The sequence below is a fragment of the Streptomyces sp. KPB2 genome, from assembly GCF_003950055.1.
Lineage (GTDB): Bacteria > Actinomycetota > Actinomycetes > Streptomycetales > Streptomycetaceae > Streptomyces > Streptomyces salinarius.
Map to the genome: position 1 here is coordinate 7,103,968 of NZ_CP034353.1, position 15,811 is coordinate 7,119,778.

The following is a 15,811-nucleotide window of genomic DNA, read 5'->3' on the forward strand; positions in this document are numbered from 1 at the left end:
ATGCATGCCTCCACCGATAGTTGAGAGTGGAGGGGACGTGTCAGTCAGTCCCCGAGAGATAGGCGCAGCTTCCAGGCTGCACCACCAGGGGAGGGGACGGCATGCGACGGGTACTGCTCTTGGAGCGCATCTCAGATGCCAAGGGGGAGCGCTCAGAGAGCATTGAGGCGCAGGACGAGAAGTTGCGCCGGCATGCGGAGTCAGAGGGCGCCACCATTGCTGGGGTGGCGCAGGATGTCAGTGTCTCTGGCGACGTTGACCCGTTCCAGAGGAAGAGCCTTGGTCCGTGGCTGGCAGAAGAGAACCTGTCTAAGTGGGATGAACTGTGGGTTTCAACTCAGGACCGGCTGAGCCGCGACGACCGACACGTCTACTTGTTCGTTGACTGGTGCCTGAAGAACAACAAAAAGGTCATCATCTTGGATGACCCCGACTTCAACAAGAACATGAGTACTGCCGCGGGCAGGACCATGATTCAGGTAAGGGCCATGGGTCCTGCCATGGAGTTGGAGCGCATCAAAATCCGTGTAGCGGAGAGCCACGAGCGGCGCAGGTTCACCGCACGCTGGCACGGTGGCTTCCCTCCGTTCGGCTTCCGTCCCGTCAGTCGATTCGAGGATGGCAAGACAGCCGCGTACCTGGAGCACTGTCCCGACATGGTGGCCGTGCTACAGGAGATGCGCCGGCAGATCATCGACGGACAGTCGTTCTTGGGTGTCTCCAAGTGGCTCAACTCGAACAAGATCCTGACTGCCAGGGACCGCGCGAGACTCCGTAAGGGGAAGCCGGTCAAGAGCCGTAAGGGTGAAGGCGTACAGGAGCGGTGGTCAGAGACCACGGTCAAGAGCGTACTGACCAATGAGTCAACCCAGGGACTCAAGAAGTATCAGGGGAAGCTACTGTACGACCCGGAAGGGGCACCGGTCCGGCTGGCAGAGCCCATCTTCACAGACGACGAGTGGACGTCCCTCCAAGCCGCGATCCAACAACGGACCATGACCAAGGCCAAGAGGGTTAACAGGACCAACCCCCTGTACGGGGTCACGTTCTGCGGCATCTGCGGAGCCAAGGCCGTACAGAAGAGCCACACCCGCGGCGACCGTACCTGGCGCTATTACATCTGTGGATCTTTCCCGAAAGAAGACAGGTGCAAAGGCTCTGTCAACGCGTATGAGCTGGAAGAGTGGTTGGAAGTGCTCTTCCTCCAACGATGGTTTCATGAGCCGGTGACAGAAAAGGTGTGGGTGCCGGGCACGGACCACAGCCGAGAGCTAGAGGACGTGCGCAAGCGCATCGTGCGTCTCAGAGACAACTATGAATCCGGGGCATACGACGATGACCCGGAAGGCTATAAGAGCCGGCTGCACGCTCTCAGGACCCGTAGGGACGAACTGTCCGCGGAACCTGTCGTAGAGGGTCACTGGTCAGAGGTACCCACGGGAAAGACGTACGGGGAACTGTGGCCGACTCTCGACGAGGAAGGCCGGCGCAAGCAACTTGTGCGCTCCGGCTTCCGTGTGGAGTTGTCCAACGGAACGTTCGAGGTCACGGACCCTGTACCGGAGACACCGGAAGAGCGTAGGGCCCGTGGCATCCGTCTCGGGACATGGGCAGGGGAATAACCAGCACCACCACGGTTGTTGGACTCTATGACAGGGCGAGTAGTGCCCTGTCGCCAGCACCACCAGGACCAAGGGGTCATGTCATCAGGGCATGGCCCCTATGTCATGTCTGACATAGGCACTAAGCGCACGTGTGCGCCGCTAACTGAATAAGCAGTACCGAGTATAGCCCCTGTCATTGGCAGGGGCTTTTCTATGGCCACGGAAAGGACAGTGACGTGACAAAGGCAGAGAAGGCGCAGGCGATTGACGACATTGGCCGCATGCTCTGGGAAGGCGTCATAGAGGAACACCCTGCCATTTGGTTCGTCATGCGACTTTACAAGGTTGACCTTGGAACGGCAGACGACATGGTGACAGAGGCCATGGCAAATCACATGGTTGATGAACTGGAGTACGGACTTAAGAAGATTGGGGACAAGCGTGTTGGACACTGAAGTTTTTGGGGACGCCACAGAAGACGAGATTAAGGCACTTGGGTACGACCCTCACGCGGTATGGGGTCGACCTACCATTTGGGAATTCAATGCCAAGCTGTCGACGTACAGGGACCAGGTAGCCAAGGAAGCCAGGGAGGAAGAACGCCGTAAGGCGTCATGGGTCGACATGACCACACGGCCTAATGAATGGCTTCAGATAGTCAATCGACAGGACGTCAAGGATTCCGCGGTACGCGTAGCCGTGGCCCTGGCTAGCTTTGGAGGGAACGGGAATACCCAAGGCGTGTTCCCCACTATCGACACGGTTACAGAGATGCTGCCTAAAGGCCGGCGAACTGTGGAGCGGGGATTCGAAGCTCTCAGAGAGGCAGATCTCATCCGAGAGCAGAGCCGAACCTTCAATGGACCCGTTACCTACCGCCTTGGAGCCATGCCAGACGCCTAGGGTGTACGTCAGATCTGACGGGGGGTGTACGTCAGAAGTGGCGTACTAACTTCTAAACCTAACTTCCTCCTAGTCTCCTTACAGAGACTAGGAGTATTTACCAGGGTTAGTAAGAACATGATCAGTTGGCCAAGGAGTCTTGAAGGTTCCTTGGCCATAGTCATTTCAAGATCATCTGACCAAGGCTCTTTACCTGGTTCCAGTTCTGAGCTGGAACCAGGGGAGGGGTTGTTCCTAGACAGCCATGGCAGGGAGGAACGGAGAGACGACCTAGTGGAGTTAGCCAGTCTCTTTAGGAGACTGGCAACGACACACGAGAAGTTACTTCGAGTTGGAGAAGTTACTTCGACCAACCTTTGTCCCGCCCCCGGCAAGGGCTCTGTATGGCTCTCTAACGGCCTCTGATCACCTTCCTGGTCTCCTTGTCCGGGGGGCGCCTGTAAGGCGCTTAGAAGGCGGTACAGAGCTTTCTAGGGCTATCTGTGTTCCTGGTGTCTGGTTCAGGTGGTTGGAGCCCTGGTTCAGACAGGGCTCTGTAAGCCTCTGTGCGCCGTTCTGCGGCTCTCTGGAGCCCTGGAACGTCTCCTTGGTCATCCCGCGGCTTCCTGGGGCCTCTGGTAGGCGCTGAGCACACCTGCGCTGCGCCGCTAGCCGTATAGGGCGACTGTGCTCTTGGTCCTGGTGGTGCGATGTCTACAGACACCGCAGGTCAGAGCACGTAACAGGAGTTACCCCCTGGTCCTGGTCTGCGATGACTGTAGTCACTGCTGGTCTGCCGGCTCTGATGGCGAGGGTAGGCGCGGAACGACAGGCCGTGCCGATAGCTCTGATCAGCAGCTTTATAGACGTTATCTATCTGTGACTGAATCTGACGTCACAAAACCCCCTCTGGTGACCCGTACGTCATAGGTAGAGAGCAGAAAACAGGTTCTCTCTGCTCTCCTCTACGCAGTACTCCCGCGGTTCGTAGTCTCGTCTGGTTCTTCCTCCTGCCGTAACGACTCATTACGGCATCCCGGGTCTCTGGAGCTTTGGTCTGGCCAGATGCAAGCAACGCTTGCAGCGCACCAAGGCTGGTTCTGCCCGGTTAGGTGCAAGCAGCGCTTGCATCGTGATTGGCCCCTCTGTGTTCGTCGTGTGGCGCAGAGGGGCTCTTTCATTTGCACACGACTCATTCGACATCATCCCAAGGAGCGAAACATGCCCAACAACATTGATATCTGGGACCGTGAGACGTGGGACGCAATTCGACGTGCCCGCGGCGTTGGCTATGCAGAGATTGCCGAGGCTACCGGCATTACTTATAAGGCCGTAACCAAGTGGTTCTACGGTGAGCGCACCCCATCCTTGCGCTCTCAGATCCTTATGGCCAAGTGCCTCGGTATTCCCCTGACGCAGGCTCTCAAGAACATCACTGATCCTGATGTGCGAGCGGCTATTCGCTCCGTCATCCTCTAACGATTGGACACCCACACGACATGAACAACTCTCACACGGCACCACTCTACGCAAGACTTACTGCGACTCTTTCTCGTCCCCTGGTCCTGCTTGCGGCCCTGATCATCTCAGTGCCGGCAGAGGTTCAGCTAGCCCGTGCCAGTGGCTTCACTGGTGGCTTTGAGTTCCTTATGCCTCTGACGCTCTCGGCCTATTCCGCGGCCTCTGCCATCATCGCTGCCAACCGTCCCCGTGGCAGTAAGGGACGCGTCTCTGCCATTGTCGGTAGCGGCGTAGCTCTCGGTATGGCTCTCAGCGCCCAGGTGGTTGGTCACCTGATTTCCAGTGGCTACATGACTTCCGGTCCTGTCCTGGTGTCCCTGGTGTCTTCTGTGCCGGCTCTGGCTGCTTGTCACATGCTCCACCTGGCGTCCATGCCACGAGAGAACGCAGTAGAGGATGACAAGGGTACCCCGGAAACGGGTACCCCTGGAGAGCCTGAGGACGTACAGGGGGTGCGTTCAACGCAGGCCCCTGGTGACAATGCCATTGCTGCGCCTAGCGTCTCTTACGAGTCAGTTACTCGTAAGAAGGGTGCGACTCCCAAGGCAACTCTTGTTGCCATCCGTGACGCTGCGCAGAATCTCGATGCCACGGGGCGCAAGGTGAATGCAGAGGCTCTTGCAGACTGGTTCGGTGTCAGCAAGAGGACCGGACACCGCTACATGTCGCAGCTTATGGCGGCGTGACATGACCATTGGCTATCTCATCCAGCTTGTTGCTGCGTTGGCGACGTTTATCAAGGACACCAGAGACATTCGAACGATGAAGGAGTATTTCTATGTATGACGACATTTTCACTGTGGCACCTCCTGCTGATCTGACGCTTTCTGCTCGGCTCAGGAAGTTGAAGAAGGCGTTTTCGGACGCCTCTGCTGCGTTTCAGAAGTACCAGCGGGAAAACGACATTTATCGTTCACGGAATGTGACGCCCTACAATCACCACTCACCAAGGTTCATTGTTCCTGCCCTGGTGAGTGCAGAGAAGGCTCTCCAGGATGCGGAGACTGCCGCGGTACAGGCTGGAAAGCCCCTGCCTGATAAGGATGAATTCCTTGGTCCAGTCAAGGCCGCTGTTGCCGAGTATGAGCGTATGACGCCGGCACTACGGCGTGCCGTGACCCTGGCTCAGAGGGAGTTCTCAGAGGCTCTGTATGCCGAACTGGCGACCGTAGGACGCTCTGAGATGGATAAGGCGACCAAGGCACACCAGGACTATGTCAAGGCCCTGGAAGCCGCCGAGGAAGCCAAGGCGCGTCTTGGTCATGCGGTAGACAACTTCAGTTGGGTTGTCTCTGCCGGTGCCATTGGGCGCAGTGTCTGGAAGGGGTGGGGTGATGGCAACCACAATGAAGCGTGGGAAGTTCTTCCCAATGGCCTCTTGTCCTATGCTGCCGCGGAACGGCTTGGGTTCATCAATTATGACCTGGTGAATGTCCCGGGACTGATTGAAGACAAGCCGACAAAGGATGATTCCGAAACTGTCATGACGAATGTTCGGACAGAGACAGTCTGGAACCCTGGCAACTACCACTGAAAGTAGGCGCAGTTCGGATGCTGCGCCGATAGGCTTTACCTCACAAAGGCATGGTTAATCCGTGCCATTGGGGCCCCTGGTGTTGGCGAGACGCTAGGGGCCCCTTCTTTCATTTGTTCATTGTCACCGTGGTGACAGTAGGGGTCATTTCCTGAGATAAAGGACAGCAGGCTCTGAATTGGGGCCAATGTCACTGGAAGCAGAGCTTTTTAGGGATTGACAGTAGGGTTTTTGGTCCCGGGGAAGTTTGAGAACTACGCCAGAATAACGAATCGGTTAAGATTCATTACCCGTACACGGTCGAATGCAGGGCTTCCCGGCGGGTTCCCTTTCAATGAACATACGCATTACCCCGGGTATTTCATGGATAAAGCGTAGGAATAAACTCCCGGTCATGCCGGCCCCCGTCAATGGGGCCGGTAATGAATGAAGTATCCAAGCGACAGCAACGCTGTTGCTGCCTAGATCATTCATTCTTTCATGCCGTGGTGTCGACAGAGCGGCGCAGACCCTGCGTAGCACCTAGCGTCAGACGACGAACGTTCCCCAACCTGGACTGGCAGTGACGAGACCACGCCTCTTGAGATCCTGGACAGCCTTGGCCACGGTCGACGGAGCAACGTTGAACTCATGACTCAGAGGCACGGCCCCCGGTAGCCGTGCTCCCTTGGCGTAGGTGCCGTCCTTGATCCGTTGTTCAAGCGCCTCTGCTACGCGTCGCCATGGTGGTTGAGCTGCATCCATGCTGATCATGCTCGGTCAGTGCACTAGATACCGCACCCGCGCTATCCTCGGTATGCGCGAATGGCTTGATACAACAAGGGCTACAACCGGGGAGCGGACATGGAACTGATGCGTATGCCGGCAGAGGGTGAGCCAGTGAAGCGGGGCTACTGCCAGCCCGGCGGGATGATGGCTGCCCTAGCTGAGACCAGGGAGGCGCACCTCCTGCGGGTGGCGCACAACGACATTGACCGCATCACTGCCCTACTGACGTCCGGGGAGAAGACGACCAAAGCCGAGTTGGTACAGGCCCTGCACTTCCTCCTGTACTCGGCCAAGGCTGCCGTTGATGTGGCAGAGCTGCGGGGGGAGCGGCTAGACGGCATCGAGTAGGGAGCACTCCACACCCACAGACAGAGGGGCCCTGGTTCGCCGATGACCAGGGCCCTTACTTATGCCCGGATGTACAGACAGTCATCAGCGCAGGTCACGGGGGTGTGTTGTCAAACACCCAAGACAGGCAGCCCCGTCACCGACACGACACTCCTCGGCGGCAGCCCCTGCCGCACCCGTTCCTCCACGAGCGCCACCGCGGCCCGGCCCGCCTCCTCGTCGAAGGGCCCCTCGCGGAAGACGGGGGGCCTTCGGGTCACCCACGTGGTGGCCGCGGCGTACGGCGCGATCTCCAGCAGGTGCTGCGTGCCCGAGGCACCGCCGCCCACCACGATCACGCGCTGCCCGGCGAACTCCTCCGGCCCGGCGTACTGCGCGGTGTGCAGTTGCCGTCCCCGGAAGGTCTCCTGACCCGGGTAGCGCGGCCAGAAGGGGCGGTCCCAGGTGCCGGTCGCGTTGATCAGCGCACGCGTCGACCAGGACCCGGCCGAGGTCTCGACGAGCAGCCGCCCGTCCGTCCCCTCGGTCACGGCGCGCACGTCGACCGGCCGCAGCACCCGCAGGTCGAAGGTCCGCTCGTACTGGGCGAAGTACCCGCTCACCACCTCGGCGGACGGCCGCCCCGGATCCGCGCCGGTCAGCTCCATGCCCGGCAGGGCGTGCATGCCGTGCACCTTGCCGTACGTCAGCGACGGCCAGCGGAACTGCCAGGCGCCGCCGGGCCCGGGGGAGTGGTCGAGCACCACGAAGTCGCGCTCCGGCTCGAACCCCGTGCGCCGCAGATGGTAGGCGGCGGCGAGTCCGGCCTGACCGGCACCGATGACGACGACCTCGACCTCGCGCGTGTTGTTCACGCTTCTACCAACGGCGCCGGAGGCCCCGATCTTCCCCCGGTGTCAGGATGGGTCCATGCCAGATGCCTTCACCACCCGAGTCCTCAACCTCGCCACCGGCTCGGCGGAGCGGGTCGCCGACATCACCGGTGACTGCGAGTCCTTCCTGCGCGAGGCGGCGTCCGGCCGCGACGGCCTCCTCAACGTCTTCGTCCCGCACGCCACCGCCGGCATCGCGATCATCGAGACCGGTGCCGGCAGCGACGACGACCTGCTCTCCGCCCTGCACACCCTGCTCCCGGCCGACGACCGCTGGCAGCACCGCCACGGCAGCCCCGGCCACGGCCGCGACCACGTCCTGCCCGCCTTCGTACCGCCGCACGCGACGCTGCCGGTGATCGGAGGCCGCCTGAAGCTCGGGACCTGGCAGTCGGTGTGCCTCGTGGACACCAACCGGGACAACCCCGACCGCCGGGTCCGGCTGAGCTTCCTCGGCTGACGTCGGCCGTTCGCGGAGCTCCGGCGTCCTACTTCACCGCCATCTCGCCCAGCTCCGACCAGCCCTCCTGGTCGACCGTCGTGTTCACGATGCGCGGCGTGCGGGCGAGGTGGCGCGGCAGCTTCTCCTGCGCGGCGCGGAAGTGGGCGGACTGGACGTGGGCGGCGCCCGCCTCGTCGTCGCGGAACGCCTCGACCAGGACGTACTCCGTGGGGTCGTCGACGCTGCGCGACCAGTCGAACCAGAGGCAGCCGGGTTCCGCCCGAGTGGCCCGGGTGAAGTCGCCGGCGATCTCGGGCCACTGGTCCGCGTGTTCGGGGAGGACCTGGAACTTCGCGGTGATGAAGATCATTGATTCGGTTCGCTTTCTGTGAGGGCGTGGCCGGGACCGGACGTTCCGGTACGGCACGAGGACGGCGCGTACGCGGACCCGGCCGGCGTCCAGACCGGTCAGGGCGTCCCGGAAGCGGTCGAGCGGGTACGTCACCGTGTGCAGCCTTACCCGTCCCTGCGCGGCGAGCACCAGCTCGCACAGGTCGGTGTAGCCGCCAACGAGGTTACCGATGAAGTTGATCTCGGACGAAATGACGTCGATCGTGGGGCTGCCGATGTTTTCGCCGTACCCGACGACGTGGTAGTCGCCGGCCCGGCGCAGCATCCGGACGCTGTCCCGGGTAGCGCCCTCTCGCCGACGAAGTCGACGACGACCTCGGCGCCGTGCCCGCCGGTCGGCTCCGGCACGTGCTCGACCTGGTCTCCGGCGGCACGCCCACCGGCGCCCGACGACCTGCGGGCGTGGCTGACGCTGTGGACGCCCGAACCGGCCAAGGGCGACACCCGCTGTGTCACCGACCGCTTCGCGCGCCGGCACCGGCCGGGTGCCGTACGGGCCCTGACCGCGTACGAATGGCCCGAGAACGTGCGTCGGCTGAGGAGGGTGGTGCGGGCGGCGGCGTCCCGGGCGGACGTGGTCGACGTGCGGCACCTGCCGGCGGAGGTGCTCACCGGCGCCCGGCACCGGCTGAGCCGGCTGCGGGAACTGGAGCGCGACGGGATCGCGCGCTGCCTCACCGAGCCCGGCACCACCGTGGCGCAGGCCGCCCGGCGGCTCGGCATGAGCCGCGCCACCCTCCACCGCGAAACGGCCCGGTACGGGATCGGCGTACCGGGCCGCGCACAGCGGTCCTGAGCCGCGCACGCGCCGCCGGACCGGCTCGGGGATCAGGCGTTCGCCCGTGCCCGCCCGCGGCTGAACAGCCGCTTCACCAGCGGCCAGGCCAGCAGCAGCACGATCACCGCGTACACCGTCACCGAGAAGGGCGTGTTGACCAGGCCCGAGACGCTGCCGTCGCTGATCTGCAGGGCGCGGCGCAGCTGCTGCTCGGCGTTCGGGCCGAGGATGACGCCGATCACGGCGGGCAGGATGGGCAGCCCGTAGCGCCGCATGCCGAACCCGATCAGACCGATGACCAGCAGGATCACCAGGTCGATCACCTCACCGCCGACGGCGTAGGCGCCGACCGCCGCGAAGAACATGATCCCCGCGTAGAGGTACGGCCGCGGGATGCGCAGCAGCTTCGCCCACACCGGCGCCAGCGGCAGGTTCAGGGCGAGCAGCAGCACCATGCCGACGAACAGCGAGGCGATCAGACCCCACACCAGCTCGGGCTCGCGTTCGAAGAGCAGCGGGCCCGGCTGGATGCCGTACTGCTGGAAGGCGGCCAGCATGACCGCCGCGACCGCGGTGGTCGGCAGGCCCAGCGTCAGCATGGACACCAGCGTGCCCGCCGCCGATGCGGACGCGGCCGACTCGGGCCCCGCCACGCCCTCGATGGCGCCCTTGCCCCACTCGTCCTTGTGCTTGGACAGCCGCTTCTCCGTGACGTACGACAGGAACGTCGGTATCTCCGCGCCGCCCGCCGGGATCGCGCCGAACGGGAAGCCGATGAGCGGACCGCGCAGCCAGGACTTCCAGGTGCGCTTCACGTCACCGCGGCCGAGCCAGGGACGGCCCACCGGGATCGGCTCGGCCGCCCCGCGCCGCAGATGGGCCGCGACCCACAGCGCCTCGCCGATCGCGAACAGACCGACCGCCACGATCACCACGTCCACGCCGTCGGCGAGTTGCAGCGAACCGAAGGTCAGCCGCTGCTGGCCCGTCATCTGGTCCAGACCCACCAGGCCGATCGTCAGACCGATCAGCAGCGAGGCCAGGCCTCTGACCCGCGAGGAGCCCAGCACCGACGTGACGGCGATGAAGGCCAGCACCATGATGGCGAAGTAGTCCGGCGCGCCGATGTCCACGGCCAGGTCGGCGACCGTCGGGGCAAGCGCCACCAGCAGGATCGTGCCGATCATGCCGCCCGCGAAGTGACCGATGGCCGCGGCCGCCAGCGCCTGCGCGCCGCGCCCCGCCTTGGCCATGGGGTTGCCCTCCATGGCCGCGACCACGGCGGCACTCTCGCCGGGGGTGTTGAGCAGGATGGAGGTGGTCGAACCGCCGAACATCGCGCCGTAGTAGATGCCGGCGAACATGATGAACGCCGCGACCGGGTCAAGGCCGTACGTCACCGGCAGCAGCAGCGCCACCGCCATCGCCGGGCCGATGCCGGGCAGCACGCCGATGGCCGTGCCGAGCAGCACGCCGAGAGCGGCCCACAGCAGGTTGAGCGGGGTGAGGGCCGTACCGAACCCGTCCATGAGGGAGTTGAGGGCGTTCATGTCAGAGCACTCCCATCAGCGGACCGCCGGGCAGCGGCACTCCGAGCAGCTTGTCGAAGACGACGTAGGTGATCAGGGACAGCACCGCGGCGATCAGCGGATCGCGGTCCACGCGGCGGCTGCCGAGAGCGAAGGCGGCGCCCCAGAAGAGCAGCGCCCCCGCCACGGGGAAGCCGGCCGGCTCGATCAGGGCCGCGGCGCCCAGGAAGATCCCGGACAGCAGCAGCACCGTGCGCCAGTCCGCCGGTTCGGACAGGTCGATGTCCTCGCCGCCCTCGGCCTCGCCCCGGCCGCCGCGCAGCACGTCGACGGCGAGCAGCGCCGCGATCACCAGCAGGCCGGCGCCGACCACGATCGGCACGGTCTTGGGGCCGACCGGGCCGCGCTGGGTGATGTCGACGTCCATGGTGAGCGCGTCGGTCAGGACGAGCACACCGAGCGCCAGCAGCAGGGCGCACACGCCGAGTTCGGAGTGCTCGCGCAGCCACGAGCGCCGGCCGTCGGCCGTCTTCTCCCGGTCCTCGGGGAGTTCGGTCCGCGTCGTCACAGTCCCAGCTCCTTCAGTACCGACACCACGCGCTTGTCCTGGGTGTCCAGGAAGTCGCCGAACTTCTCGCCGGTCAGGAAGGCGTCGTCCCAGCCGTTCTGGTCCATGGACTTCTTCCACTCGGGCGAGTCGTGCAGTTCCTCGAACAGGCGGGTGAGCTTGTTGCGCTGGGCCTCGGACAGGCCCGGCGGGGCGACGATGCCGCGCCAGTTGGTGAAGTTGACGTCGTAGCCGGACTCCTTGAGCGTGGGCGCGTCCTTCAGGTCGTCCACCCGCTCGGGGCCGGTCACCGCGAGCACCCGCAGCTCCCCGGCCTTGATCTGGTCCAGGTACTCGCCGACGCCGGACACCCCGAAGCCGACCTTGTTGCCGAGGATCGAGGCGAGCAGTTCGCCGCCGCCGTCGAAGGGGATGTAGTTGACCGACTTCGGCTGGATCCCGGCGGCCTGCGCCATCAGCATCGGCGCGAGGTGGTCGGGCCCGCCCGGCGACGAACCACCGCCGACGGGGATCTTGCCCGGGTCCTTCTTCCAGGCACCGATCAGCTCGTCGATCGTCTTGTACGGCGAGTCCTTGGCGACCACGACGACGTCCTGCTCCTCGGTGAGCCGCGCGATCGGCGTGGCGTCGGCGAGGGTCTTGGGGGCGTGGTTGGAGCGGACGGCGCCCACGACGCCGAGGCCCATGGACATGGCGAGCTTGCCGTTGCCGTGCTCGCTCACCAGCCGGCTGAGGCCCACGGTGCCGCCCGCCCCGGGCAGGTTGAACACCTCGATGTTGTGCGTGAGCCCGGCGTCCTCGGCGTTCTTCGCGGCCGTACGGGCGGTGATGTCGTAACCGCCGCCGGGCGTGTTGGGAACCATGAAGCGCAGGCCCGGGATCTGGGTGCCGGAGTCCGAGTCGTCGCCGGAGGAGAGCAACGGCGGTCCGGCCAGCACGAGCACGGCGGCCCCGAGCAGGGCAAGGGGGGTGCGCAGGCGCACGTATGACACCACCTGTCGGTTGGGTAGAGCGGTACGGGGGGCCCTGTGGGGGAGGGTGACGTGGGCCACATGGTGCCCGCGGGCCTGCCTCGTGTCTTCCTTGCGGAACCAAGGGAGGTTGTGTTCATTGCGGTCGCCGCAACCCCGTGACCGACGCGCGGCGTCACATCGCCGTCGGATCGCCGGTTCATTGCGAAGCAGGCACATCGAGGGCGCGGCCCTTTCCCTCGCCGCAGGTGGGCGCCATGATGGCGACCCGGCACACCCACCGGCCCCCCCGCCGGTCACCGCATCCCCGTCCCCTCCCCAGCCCCCTCCGTGAGCCGAGAACGAGACCGCCGTGGCCCCCACCTTCCGCCGTCAGACCCTCGCGGGCGAGATGCTGGTCCTCCAGCTCGCCATCGTCGTGGTCGTCCTGCTCGCGGTCGCCGCCGTCTCGCTCGCCCAGTCCAGGGCCACCTTCAACCGAGTCGAGGGCCGCCGGGTCACCGCCCTCGCCGAACAGCTGGCCGCCACGCCGCTGGTCCGCAGCCAGCTGCTGCGCCCGGTGCCGCAGGAGGCCCTCGCCCCGCTGGTCAACTCCACGCAGACGCAGTCCGGGGTCACCTCCGTCACCGTGGCCGACGCCGACGGCCGCGTCGTCAGTTCCACCGACCCCACGCTGATCGGTGCCCGGCTGCCGCGCGGTGAGGGCGCCGGTGCCGGGAGCGGCTGGTCGGGGCCGCTGACCGTGAAGGGCAGCCGGGAGCTCGTCGCCCAGGTCCCGGTGATCGGGGCGACCGGGCAGACCCTCGGCCGGCATCTCGGCACGGTGATGGTCGGCGAGGCCGACCCGACGGTGTGGCAGCGCCTCAGCGGCGCCTCCTCCTACCTCCTCGCCTACCTCGGCATCGCCAGCGGCCTCGGCGTGGCCGGCTCCTGGCTGCTGGCCCGGCGCGTCAAACGGCAGACCCTCGGCCTGGAGCCGCGCGAGATCGCGGGCCTCGCCGAGCACCGGGAGGCCATGCTCTACGGCATCGCGGAGGGCGTCGTCGCGCTCGACCCGCAGCACCGGCTCACCCTGGTCAACGAGATGGGCAGGCGCCTGCTCGACCTCCCCGCCGACTGCGTGGGCCAGAGCCTGGACGGGCTCGGCATCGACGGACGGCTGCGCGACGTCCTGGCCGGTGTCACGCCCGAAGCCGCCGGGCCGCGCGACGAGGTCGTCGTCCGCAACGGCCGGGTCCTGGTCATGAACCGCATGACCGTCACCAAGCACGGCCGGCCGCTCGGCTCGGTCACCACCCTGCGCGACCGCACCGAACTGGCCCGCCTGGAGCGCGAGATCGGCTCCTTCCGGAGCACCTCCGAGCTGCTGCGCGCCCAGGCCCACGAGTTCGCCAACCAGCTGCACACCATCTCCGGGCTCATCCAGATCGGTGAGCAGGAGGAGGTGGTGCGCTACATTCGCGGCCTCAACCAGCGCCGCCAGTCCCTGGACGTCACTCTCAGCCGCCGGGTCCGGGACACCGCCGTGGCCGCGCTGATCACCGCGAAGTCCTCCCTCGCCGCCGAGCGCCGGGTCGCCCTGCGGGTCTCGGACCGCACGGCGCTGGACCGGCTGGAGCCGGCGGACGCCGCCGACGTGGCGACCGTGGTCGGCAACCTCGTCGACAACGCCGTGGACGCCGCCGCGGCCCCGGGTGGCGAACACGAGGCCTGGGTCGAGGTCGAGCTGCGGCAGGACGCCGCCAGCGTCGAGATCGTGGTCCGCGACTCCGGGCCCGGCGTGGCGCCCGAACTGGCCCGGGAGGTCTTCTCCCACGGCTTCACCACCAAGGCCGCCCGGCAGGGCGAGCGCGGCATCGGCCTGGCGCTGACCCGGCTGGTCTGCGAACGTCACGGCGGTGAGATCTCGGTGACCAACACCCCCGAGGGTGCCATGTTCACCGCACGCATGACCGTCAGCCACCTCACCGACGCGGTGGCGGAAGGAGCAGCACCATGACGGCTACGAGCGGCACGTCCGACGCGACCGCCCAGGCCGGCACGTTCGCCGCGGCCGGTTCCGCGGGCGCCGCCCACCCGGCCACCCCGAACGCCGCGGACCCGGAGGCGCCCGGTGCCGCCGCCCCGATCGGCGTGCTCGTCGTCGACGACGACTTCATGGTCGCCCGCGTCCACCGCGCGTTCGTCGAACGGGTCGAGCCCTTCCGGGTCCTCGGTGTCGCCGGCACCGGGGAACAGGCGCTCACCGCCGTCGGGGAGCTGCGCCCCGACCTGGTCCTGCTCGACCTGTACCTGCCGGACGTCTTCGGCCTCGACGTCATCCCGCGGCTGCGCGCAGCGGGCCACGACTGCGACGTCATGGTGATCAGCGCGGCCCGCGAGGCGGACGCGGTGCGCGGCGCGGTACGGCAGGGCGTCGTCGACTACCTGCTCAAACCGTTCGAGTTCGAGGACCTGCGGGTCCGGCTCGAGCGCTACGCCGTCCAGCGGGGCCGGCTGCTCGGCACGGTCGTGCGCAGCCAGGCCGACGTCGACCGCGTACTGGCCGGGGCCGCGGCGCAGACGGCCACGGCCCCCGCGCTGCCCAAGGGCATGAGCGTGGAGACCGCCGAACTGGTCGAGCGCACCCTGCGGGAGGCGGACGGCACCCTGTCGGCCAGCGAATGCGCGGCGCTGACCGGGATCTCCCGGGTGAGCGCGCGCAGGTACCTGGAGTACTTCCACACCGTGGGCAGCGCGGAGGTCTCGCTGCGCTACGGCGTGGCGGGCCGCCCCGAGCGCCGCTACCGCTTCCGGGGTGCGGTCACCGGCCTGGCGCTCCCGCGCGCAGGGCGTCCATGACGAAGTCCAGGAACCGGGTGACCCGCGACTGCCGGTCCTCGCCGGGGCCGATCAGCCACAGACCGCCGAGGACGAGGAAGAAGTCGTCCCCGGTCACCCCGGGGCGGATCGTGCCGGCCTCGTGGTTGGCGCGGAGCAGCAGCTCGGCCGCTTCCTCCAGCGGGGTGGGGCGCGGCTTCTCCGGCGCCCCGGGTGCGCTGGTGACCAGCCGGATCGCGTCCGCCAGGCCCGCCTTGGTCATGGCGAACTCGGCGAGGCGGTCCATCCACTCGCGCAGGGCCAGGTCGGGTTCCCGGGTGGCCAGCATCTCGGGTGCGGCCTGGGCGACCTGCTGCATCCCGTAGCGGTAGATCTCCAGGACGAGCGCCTCGCGGTTCGGGAAATTGCGGTAGAAGGTGCCCTGCCCGACCCCGGCCTTCTTGGCGATGGCGCTCAACGGGGCGTTCGCGCAGTGCGTCAGCTCCTCGGTGGCCACTGCCAGGATGCGTTCGCGGTTGCGCTGGGCGTCCGAGCGCAAGGGAGTGTCCGGCTTGTCCTTCTTCGGCAGCGGCACTCGTCCCCCTTTCGGGTTGTGGCCGAATCCCGACCTTGCTAAGCGGACAGCTGTCCGTTACGTTTTCGGCAGCGGACAGTTGTCCGGTTACCCGCCCAGTCTAGCGGCGGACGCGGCCGCGCGACCCCGGCCGGTGGTCGACCGGCCGCGAACGACCCCCACTGCCTACAGCCCGTTTCTCCCTGTCAA

14 protein-coding genes and 1 pseudogene are annotated in these 15,811 nt (G+C 66.1%); 9 read left to right on the top strand and 6 right to left on the bottom strand.

All coding sequences use genetic code 11. From position 1 onward, the window contains the following. Positions 1–101: 101 nt before the first annotated feature. From D1J63_RS32120 to D1J63_RS32145, 5 genes are all read left to right on the top strand, one after another. On the top strand, positions 102–1,622 hold the full coding sequence (locus D1J63_RS32120) for a recombinase family protein (RefSeq protein WP_125633734.1): 1,521 nt from the start codon (positions 102–104) through the stop codon (positions 1,620–1,622). 218 nt (positions 1,623–1,840) lie between these two features. Next, positions 1,841–2,059 carry a hypothetical protein gene (locus D1J63_RS32125; protein ID WP_125633736.1) on the top strand — a complete coding sequence of 73 codons (219 nt, stop codon included), beginning with the start codon at positions 1,841–1,843 and terminating at the stop codon, positions 2,057–2,059. 1,648 nt (positions 2,060–3,707) lie between these two features. Next, the gene (locus D1J63_RS36830; RefSeq protein WP_164713062.1) at positions 3,708–3,965 is read left to right on the top strand and encodes a helix-turn-helix transcriptional regulator; all 258 of its coding nucleotides are present in this window, start codon (positions 3,708–3,710) and stop codon (positions 3,963–3,965) included. Between the two features lie 820 nt (positions 3,966–4,785). Further along, positions 4,786–5,541 carry a hypothetical protein gene (locus D1J63_RS32135; protein WP_125633740.1) on the top strand — a complete coding sequence of 252 codons (756 nt, stop codon included), beginning with the start codon at positions 4,786–4,788 and terminating at the stop codon, positions 5,539–5,541. Positions 5,542–6,384: 843 nt separating this feature from the next. Further along, positions 6,385–6,657 (top strand): hypothetical protein, encoded by a 273-nt coding sequence (locus tag D1J63_RS32145; protein ID WP_125633742.1) that lies wholly within the window; start codon positions 6,385–6,387, stop codon positions 6,655–6,657. A gap of 122 nt (positions 6,658–6,779) precedes the next feature. Here D1J63_RS32145 and D1J63_RS32150 read toward each other — a convergent pair. Continuing rightward, positions 6,780–7,511 (bottom strand): annotated as a pseudogene (locus D1J63_RS32150) (NAD(P)-binding domain-containing protein); the annotation flags it as partial. A gap of 55 nt (positions 7,512–7,566) precedes the next feature. Here D1J63_RS32150 and D1J63_RS32155 point away from each other — a divergent pair. Next, positions 7,567–7,989, top strand: coding sequence for a secondary thiamine-phosphate synthase enzyme YjbQ (locus D1J63_RS32155; RefSeq protein ID WP_125633744.1), 423 nt, complete (start codon positions 7,567–7,569; stop codon positions 7,987–7,989). Between the two features lie 28 nt (positions 7,990–8,017). Here D1J63_RS32155 and D1J63_RS32160 read toward each other — a convergent pair whose 3' ends face one another. Then, positions 8,018–8,341 carry a putative quinol monooxygenase gene (locus D1J63_RS32160; RefSeq protein ID WP_102928269.1) on the bottom strand — a complete coding sequence of 108 codons (324 nt, stop codon included), beginning with the start codon at positions 8,339–8,341 and terminating at the stop codon, positions 8,018–8,020. A 279-nt stretch (positions 8,342–8,620) separates the two neighbouring features. Between D1J63_RS32160 and D1J63_RS32165 the strand changes: the two genes are divergently transcribed. Continuing rightward, positions 8,621–9,178, top strand: coding sequence for a helix-turn-helix domain-containing protein (locus D1J63_RS32165; protein ID WP_241235628.1), 558 nt, complete (start codon positions 8,621–8,623; stop codon positions 9,176–9,178). Positions 9,179–9,210: 32 nt separating this feature from the next. Here the strand turns inward: D1J63_RS32165 and D1J63_RS32170 are convergent, their stop codons facing one another. From D1J63_RS32170 to D1J63_RS32180, 3 genes are read right to left on the bottom strand one after another with little or no spacing between them, the layout of a single operon-like run. Further along, positions 9,211–10,710, bottom strand: a complete 1,500-nt coding sequence (locus tag D1J63_RS32170; protein WP_125633748.1) for a tripartite tricarboxylate transporter permease — start codon at positions 10,708–10,710, stop codon at positions 9,211–9,213. A gap of 1 nt (position 10,711) precedes the next feature. After that, the gene (locus D1J63_RS32175) at positions 10,712–11,257 is read right to left on the bottom strand and encodes a tripartite tricarboxylate transporter TctB family protein (protein WP_125633751.1); all 546 of its coding nucleotides are present in this window, start codon (positions 11,255–11,257) and stop codon (positions 10,712–10,714) included. Then, positions 11,254–12,240 (bottom strand): tripartite tricarboxylate transporter substrate binding protein, encoded by a 987-nt coding sequence (locus D1J63_RS32180; RefSeq protein WP_164713063.1) that lies wholly within the window; start codon positions 12,238–12,240, stop codon positions 11,254–11,256. The genes D1J63_RS32175 and D1J63_RS32180 overlap by 4 nt, the downstream gene beginning before the upstream one ends. Before the next feature lie 340 nt (positions 12,241–12,580). Between D1J63_RS32180 and D1J63_RS32185 the strand changes: the two genes are divergently transcribed. Together D1J63_RS32185 and D1J63_RS32190 are read left to right on the top strand one after the other, a co-directional pair. Next, positions 12,581–14,227: an ATP-binding protein gene (locus D1J63_RS32185; protein WP_125633755.1), complete on the top strand. Its 1,647-nt coding sequence runs from the start codon at positions 12,581–12,583 to the stop codon at positions 14,225–14,227. Further along, a complete protein-coding gene (locus D1J63_RS32190) occupies positions 14,224–15,069 on the top strand; it encodes a response regulator (RefSeq protein ID WP_125633757.1) in 846 nt (281 codons plus the stop codon). The genes D1J63_RS32185 and D1J63_RS32190 overlap by 4 nt, the downstream gene beginning before the upstream one ends. Here the strand turns inward: D1J63_RS32190 and xdhR are convergent. After that, positions 15,032–15,622 carry a purine salvage operon transcriptional regulator XdhR gene (gene xdhR, locus D1J63_RS32195; protein ID WP_125633760.1) on the bottom strand — a complete coding sequence of 197 codons (591 nt, stop codon included), beginning with the start codon at positions 15,620–15,622 and terminating at the stop codon, positions 15,032–15,034. The genes D1J63_RS32190 and xdhR overlap by 38 nt on opposite strands. Positions 15,623–15,811: the final 189 nt, after the last annotated feature.

Coding starts and splice junctions, on each gene's coding strand:
- D1J63_RS32120 (WP_125633734.1), top strand. CDS start 102: ATGCGACGGGTACTGCTCTTGGAGCGCATCTCAGATGCCAAGGGGGAG.
- D1J63_RS36830 (WP_164713062.1), top strand. CDS start 3,708: ATGCCCAACAACATTGATATCTGGGACCGTGAGACGTGGGACGCAATT.
- D1J63_RS32135 (WP_125633740.1), top strand. CDS start 4,786: ATGTATGACGACATTTTCACTGTGGCACCTCCTGCTGATCTGACGCTT.
- D1J63_RS32145 (WP_125633742.1), top strand. CDS start 6,385: ATGGAACTGATGCGTATGCCGGCAGAGGGTGAGCCAGTGAAGCGGGGC.
- D1J63_RS32155 (WP_125633744.1), top strand. CDS start 7,567: ATGCCAGATGCCTTCACCACCCGAGTCCTCAACCTCGCCACCGGCTCG.
- D1J63_RS32160 (WP_102928269.1), bottom strand. CDS start 8,341: ATGATCTTCATCACCGCGAAGTTCCAGGTCCTCCCCGAACACGCGGAC.
- D1J63_RS32170 (WP_125633748.1), bottom strand. CDS start 10,710: ATGAACGCCCTCAACTCCCTCATGGACGGGTTCGGTACGGCCCTCACC.
- D1J63_RS32190 (WP_125633757.1), top strand. CDS start 14,224: ATGACGGCTACGAGCGGCACGTCCGACGCGACCGCCCAGGCCGGCACG.